This window comes from Ohtaekwangia sp. (assembly GCF_036568665.1).
Taxonomy (GTDB): Bacteria; Bacteroidota; Bacteroidia; order Cytophagales; family Cyclobacteriaceae; genus Ohtaekwangia.
The window spans coordinates 1-5,607 of sequence record NZ_DATCSD010000342.1 but is presented as its reverse complement, the minus strand read 5'-3'; the positions used below and the strand labels follow the sequence as shown (position 1 = coordinate 5,607).

Genomic DNA, 5,607 nt, shown 5'->3' with positions numbered 1-5,607 from the left:
AGCTGTGCATACGATTCTCCATTGGGGCAACATACCTCTACATAATTATTCATCCAATCCATCAGTGACGATTGGTCAAGATCGTTCCAGGCTTTTAATTCCCAGTCACCAAAGTTTAATTCTTTCAGACGCGCGTCCGTTACCATTTCCAATTGGCGTGCTTTGGCTATCGTATCTGCCAATTGCAGGCAACGTATCAGCGGACTGGTATATACTATATCCAACTCTAAAGGAAGCTGCATCAATACGCGATGTGATTCTTCCGGGAAAGTATGTGTTACCGAAATATCGGATTGACCATAGCAGATTCCTTTGGCTACATCCGGTGTGGTGTGGCGGATCACATATAGTTCCATAAGGCGAGTATGCTCAGGTATATCACCACTTCATTTACTTGCTGCGTAGCTCCGAGGCAATCACCGGTATAACCACCGATCCATTTTATAAAATACCAGCGCAGGTAACTGGTTATGAGCATTACGGGTATAATGATCAATAGAAAAATCACATCGTAATATACCAGCAGTGCCAACGGCATGGCTACCCACACACAAGCCATGAGCAGGTTACGAGGCTTCAGTTGTTGTGCTACCGGCTTGGCTTTGCTATCGGCATCTTCGCGCACGTATACTGACGTGAACATTACCAGCACGGCTGCCAGCCGACTAAGGGCATGTGCTACTATACCAATTAACAGGAATATATATAGCGGAACTATAGCAAGCTGCTGCAACGAAAAGAACTTGAGTGCCAGCATAAAGATGAGCCCGGTAACTCCGTAAGTACCCACGCGGCTGTCTTTCATAATAGCGAGAATTTTTTCTTTGGTCCATCCTCCGCCAAAGCCATCGCATACATCGGCCCAACCATCTTCATGAAAAGCACCGGTTACCAGTATACCGGCTACCATCGAGAAAAGAAGACTGACCTCCACGGAAAATATATACCTGCTCAGAAAAAAGAAAAGCCACGATACACTCGCCACGATCCAGCCGATGAGCGGAAAGTATCGCGTAGCTTCGTTGAGATTGCTGGCATTATGATCTACCCACCGCGGACACGGTATACGGGTATAGAACATAACGGCTGTAAAGAATATCTGGAGCTCGCGTTTCAAAGGATGGATGTTGAATCTGCTTTCAACCGGGTATCTGCCGGCTCTGACTTTTCGCTTACACTGGCTGATTCAAAGCTTGCCATGTCGTTGAGGAATGCCACCGCTGACTGTAACAACGGATAGGCTACAGCTGCACCGGTGCCTTCGCCCAGGCGCATGTTCAGTTCGAGTAAAGGCTGCACATCGATAGCCTGCAGCATAAGACCGTGCCCCCGTTCCTGCGACTGATGGCAGAATATACAATAGTCTTTTACTGCCGGATCTATCGCCTGCGCTACCAGGTATGCGGCTGTAGTAATAAAACCATCTACCAGAATAACCATGCTATTTTCGGCAGCCTGCAACATGGCACCTGCTATCTGTGCTATTTCAAAACCACCAAAGGTGGCCAGCATGGTAATGGGTGTATCGTGTTTGTTATACTGCTTCAGTGCACGGGTAATTACATCGATCTTGTGCTGAAAAGCCGCATCATCCAAACCGGTGCCGCGACCTACACATTGTGCCACCGGTATATCGCAGAACAAACTCATCAGCGCACTGGCTGATGTGGTGTTGGCTATTCCCATTTCGCCAAAGCCAATTACATTACAACCTTTGGCATGTATAGCATTGACTATATCCGCCGCAGTACTAAGGCAACGTTGTGTTTGCTCGATCGTCATGGCCGGGCCTTTTAGAAAATTGGCCGTACCCATCGCGATCTTGTTATAGATAAGTCCTTCAAGGTTTTCGGGGAAAGTATATTTCACACCGGCATCCACTACATTCAAGGTAATGTTATGCTGACGACAAAATACATTGATGGCAGCGCCACCTTGTATAAAATTCATCACCATCTGCCATGTTACTTCTTGCGGATAGGCGCTTACACCTTCTTCTGCTATACCATGATCTCCGGCAAACACCAGTATATACGGATTGGTTAATGCGGGCGAAAGTGTTTGCTGGATCATACCGATCTGCAACGCCAACTCTTCCAATTTACCGAGCGCTCCGAGCGGTTTGGTTTTCTTGTCAATCTTTTTCTGAAGCGTTGCCTGCAACGAGGTTGCCAACGGCTTTATCTTAAACTTCTTCATCGGTCAGACACTGGCTGGTTTTATTTTTACCGGTATACCGGATACCATGAAAATTACTTCGCTTGCTATAGATGCTACATATTGATTGGCCCAGCCTTGCAAGTCAACAAACTTTCTTCCGGCTTCGGTCTCTGCATGTACACCCATACCTATTTCATTTGTTACAACAATAAATATAGCTTCTTGTGTAGCAAGCTTATCAATTTCCTGTTTAAATTCCGTGAGTGCCGTATGAATATTTTGTTTATGGTCGATGAAGAAGTTGGTAAGCCATAGTGTTATGCAATCAACCACTACCACCCTACCCCTAAGCGCAAGATTACTCACGTACTTTTCTTCTTCGTACGATGTCCACTCGGGACCGCGCTCCTGTTTGTGATGCTTTATTCGGTCTTGAAAATCACCGTCCCACTGTCGCGCTGTTGCAACATATACCGGTGAGTCTGTTGTTTGTTTGGCGCGCTCCTGTGCGTAACGACTTTTACCACTGCGGGCGCCTCCGGTTACCAGAATTATCATGCAAGCTTCATTTCGATGAACCAATATTGGTTATGACAACGCGTGGCTCCAAAGACAACATTAATTCTTTTTTTAAACATCGGTGTATATACCACCAGTGTATGATATTCACCATTCTCACCACAGGCATCTATACCGATCGCCTCCAGCTCGTCCACCAGGGCATGCGTTATTTTCTTCCCGAGAAAACGTTCGCCCATGGTTTCATTACACGAAACTATATAGGTCTCTATACCAGCTTCGAGCATCGCATATACCAAAGTTTTTCTATCCTGCAGCCATAGCGGAAGTATAGCTTCGATGCCTGCAGCACTACAAACTTTTTCTTCCCAGTCGCGGTGAGGCTGTAAATCTATATCGCCAAACACTCCGGCTTGTATTCCGAAATCGGCTTTCAGTGTATGCAACGTTTCGATAAATATTTTTTCGTACCCTTCCCAACTTGCAGGCCGTGTGATCATCGGCAGGTTGAGCATGGCAGCTTGCTGCAAGAGTATATCTTTCGGTATAGCGTGGCTCCGGCTCACCATACCATTTTCGTTCATCATATTTAGCAGCACACAGGGTTGCATATCTTGCGCTATCGCCTGCATAAACGCAAAGCAACTGTCCTTCCCTCCGCTCCAGCTACTAAAAAAATTTTTCAAGATACCAGCGATGTTACAGGTAATGATGAGACTTTATTTTGCAGGCGTGTCGGCACCGTAAATATATCCGGGTGAAATAAGGCTGCCAGCACTTCTATACCATCTACCAACGTAGAGGCTGAGGGCTGCGTAAAAAGATCGAAGTCTACTATGAATACACGATTGTTCCTTACCGCCTGTAGCGAATTCCACTCAGGCTTTGAAGCTAGCAAGTGTATTTCTTCCTGCGAGCGCTTTACATCAAAACCACAAGGTGCAATGATGAGTACTTCCGGATCGTACTTCACTACTTTACTCCACGGAGTTACAATACTATCGCCATTGGGATTGGAAAGCATATCTATACCTCCGGCATACGCAATCTGATGGGGTATCCAGTGGCCACAGTTATAGATAGGCTCCATCCATTCCATGAGCATGATACGCTTCGGCATTGCTTTCGCCCTGCGAAGTTCGTCAATAATATAGTCGATGCGCTTTCGGAGAGAAGCCAGGTATATATAGGCTTGTTCCTCCTGTCCCAACGCAGAGGCTATGGTAACAGCAGTGCTGAATACATCTTCCAGACTGGCAGGTGTTAAGGCCACCAGGTTCGGTTGTTTGGAAAGTTTAGCCACGGCAGCCGAAGTGCAGGCCGTATCGATCTGGCATACTTCGCATACATCCTGTGTAAAGATCACATCCGGCTGAATGCTCTGCAGCAGGTCTTCATCTACATAATATAAACTTTTACCTTGTGCTTTGCTCGCGCTAAAGATGCGATCGATCTCCTGACTGGAATACTGTTTCCCTTCGAGCACACAGCGCACCACTTTTGGTTTTTCTTTCAATGCATCATGCGGACACTCAAACGTGACTCCATGCAACAAATGCTGCAGGTTCATATCGTAGATCATTTTCGTTGCCGCGGGAAGAAAAGAGCAGGCGATCATTTTTGTTATTCGTTAATGGTTATCCGTTAATCGTGGGTGTGGGTTGGGGTGTGATGTGATATATACTTCGACATTCGTTGATCGATATTCCTTGTTCGATATTCAATCTCTGTTAGTCGTGGCTTAAAAATCCAATGGCACGAAGAACACAGAGGAGACACAAAGTTGCACAGAGATGAATGCTTCCAGACTTTCTGTCTTCCCGACTTCCCGTCTCTGCTTTTACTTTCCTTTCTGCGTTATTCTGCGGGAGATAACTGCGGAAATCTCTTCTGCATCAACTCAAAGCTTCCGAAGAAGATGGCGCTGAATACAAAGTTTCCTATCAGTAAATTTCTCATGGAAGGAAATGCCATTCTATAGCAATCGATCAGTCCGCTGAAATCTTTTGTGTAAGGTATATCTTCTGAGGTTCCTGTACAACCCCATAGCCATACGCCAAAGTCGGTAATCAACCAATGCGATACAGCCGCAGCCACACATGCGATCGCTATATTTCGTACTGACACTACTTTCATCTGTTGCCCTATAAATACCATAAACGCAAAGCTGCCGTATACCCACGCAGCTCCCTGGTAAAAGATCGTCCAATAGCCAAGGAACAAATAACGGTTCAGGAATATATCGGTGATCCACAGTGTAAGCAATGGCAACAGGTATGCTTTCCACTTATCGCTATAATAGAAACCACCAAACAGGGCCATAGCCCCGAGTGGTGTAAAACTCGATAGTGACGAGTGCGTGCTGGCCGTTGCCATCCGGAATATACCGGCTGCCAGAATAAAGGCAGCCAGTACAACAGGTCTTGGGTTAATTTTATTCATACGTATAGTATACTTTTAGAAGCCAAAGGAGACACCGGCATTCATATTGAAGCCCATTGTGCTATAGCCGTATATCTCGTAGTAATTTTTATCGAGTATATTATGTGCATCCGCAAACACTTTCAGTTTGCCATCCAGTAATTTATACTCTGCATATACATCCAGCAACTGGTAAGCTTTAAGAGAAACCGCTTCGGTAGCGAACGTAGTCGAGTTAAAGAACAGATCGCTGCGTTTGCCAAAGGTCTTCAGGTTAACACTCACATAGAATTTGCTGTTAAAGGCATAGCCTACGTTTACACCAATAGAGTTCTTGGGTCTGCGGATAAGGTTGTTGTAAGTTGTATCGCGCTCTGCTGTTTTCTTGGTAGTAACTTCTCCTTTTACAAAAGCATAGAAAGCTTTTACACTCAATTTCCCTGTTATGCGAACAGTCGATTCAATTTCAAACCCTAGATCGTTCTGCTTATCCAGGTTGATATAGCC

General features: G+C 45.6%; 8 protein-coding genes. All 8 read right to left on the bottom strand.

Features of this window, described 5'->3' with window-relative positions; translation table 11 throughout:
• A partial coding sequence (locus tag VIN08_RS19375) for a histidine phosphatase family protein (protein WP_331968438.1) occupies nt 1-356 on the bottom strand: 356 nt, incomplete at its 3' end.
• A complete protein-coding gene (locus VIN08_RS19370; RefSeq protein WP_331968435.1) occupies nt 341-1,117 on the bottom strand; it encodes an adenosylcobinamide-GDP ribazoletransferase in 777 nt (258 codons plus the stop codon). The genes VIN08_RS19370 and VIN08_RS19375, both read right to left, overlap by 16 nt.
• Nucleotides 1,114-2,199 (bottom strand): nicotinate-nucleotide--dimethylbenzimidazole phosphoribosyltransferase, encoded by a 1,086-nt coding sequence (gene cobT, locus VIN08_RS19365; protein ID WP_331968432.1) that lies wholly within the window; start codon nt 2,197-2,199, stop codon nt 1,114-1,116. The genes VIN08_RS19370 and cobT overlap by 4 nt, the downstream gene beginning before the upstream one ends.
• A gap of 3 nt (nt 2,200-2,202) precedes the next feature.
• The gene (cobU, locus tag VIN08_RS19360; protein WP_331968429.1) at nt 2,203-2,718 is read right to left on the bottom strand and encodes a bifunctional adenosylcobinamide kinase/adenosylcobinamide-phosphate guanylyltransferase; all 516 of its coding nucleotides are present in this window, start codon (nt 2,716-2,718) and stop codon (nt 2,203-2,205) included.
• Nucleotides 2,715-3,365: a diphthine--ammonia ligase gene (locus VIN08_RS19355; protein WP_331968426.1), complete on the bottom strand. Its 651-nt coding sequence runs from the start codon at nt 3,363-3,365 to the stop codon at nt 2,715-2,717. The genes cobU and VIN08_RS19355 overlap by 4 nt, the downstream gene beginning before the upstream one ends.
• Nucleotides 3,362-4,297, bottom strand: coding sequence for an ABC transporter substrate-binding protein (locus tag VIN08_RS19350; protein ID WP_331968423.1), 936 nt, complete (start codon nt 4,295-4,297; stop codon nt 3,362-3,364). The genes VIN08_RS19355 and VIN08_RS19350 overlap by 4 nt, the downstream gene beginning before the upstream one ends.
• A gap of 239 nt (nt 4,298-4,536) precedes the next feature.
• On the bottom strand, nt 4,537-5,121 hold the full coding sequence (locus VIN08_RS19345) for a DUF6580 family putative transport protein (protein ID WP_331968420.1): 585 nt from the start codon (nt 5,119-5,121) through the stop codon (nt 4,537-4,539).
• A gap of 15 nt (nt 5,122-5,136) precedes the next feature.
• Nucleotides 5,137-5,607: hypothetical protein (locus VIN08_RS19340; protein WP_331968417.1), on the bottom strand; the 471-nt coding region annotated here is incomplete at its 5' end.